Consider the following 691-nt stretch of genomic DNA (forward strand, 5'->3'; position numbering starts at 1 on the left):
TATTAGTTTACATTCGAATCACCGGAAATATTGAATTCTTACCAAATTACCTGATATCCTCAATTTACATAACAAAAGTATACATTCAAAATACTACAAATAAAGAAGTGATTCTAACTAAACATAAATAGCTAATTCACTTAATCTATGATTATCAAAAATTAAATAAGGGTGGGTTATTTTTTAGATAACCCACCCTTATTTAAAACTAAAGAATCTGCGTTAGTTCTGAATTCAAAACTCGTTGTGCAGCAATAATAACATTACCAGGTGCTATTCCGTAGACACTGTATAAACCACCGTTTTGATTAGGAACAATTTCAACTTCATATTGAAGCGCTTGCCCCAAAGTAGAGTGAACTAAACTTAGATTTATAAATTCAGAAGCATTAGCAGCCACATTAAAGTTTATCTGTTCGATTAATGTTCTTGTACCATCAAGTCTAAAAGATCTAACTACCCCAGTAAGTGGACCTCCAGTACGATTGAGAATTTTAACCCTAGCTCTATTTGCATTAGTAGGTTGATTTCCTACATTTTCAATTGGACCAGTAGAGAAAGGCATTTTAAATTCACCTCCTACTAAATTAAAAGATTAATAACCTATAGATTATAGTTTCATAGTATTCAATATTTTATTAAAATGATCCAAATCAATTAACCAATTCGTTTTAAAAATAAAAATAAAGTT

Annotated in this window: 1 protein-coding gene; it reads right to left on the reverse strand. The window is 29.7% G+C overall.

The window, feature by feature from the left end; all coding sequences use genetic code 11:
• Window positions 1-208: 208 nt before the first annotated feature.
• A complete protein-coding gene (locus MR065_RS27045; RefSeq protein ID WP_097905310.1) occupies window positions 209-565 on the reverse strand; it encodes an ATPase in 357 nt (118 codons plus the stop codon).
• Window positions 566-691 lie beyond the last annotated feature (126 nt).

It is taken from the genome of Bacillus cereus group sp. BfR-BA-01383, from assembly GCF_022663495.1.
GTDB classification, from domain to species: Bacteria; Bacillota; Bacilli; order Bacillales; family Bacillaceae_G; genus Bacillus_A; species Bacillus_A cereus_AU.

Excerpts from the sequence above, each read along its gene's own strand:
- MR065_RS27045 (WP_097905310.1), bottom strand. The coding sequence starts at position 565 with ATGCCTTTCTCTACTGGTCCAATTGAAAATGTAGGAAATCAACCTACT.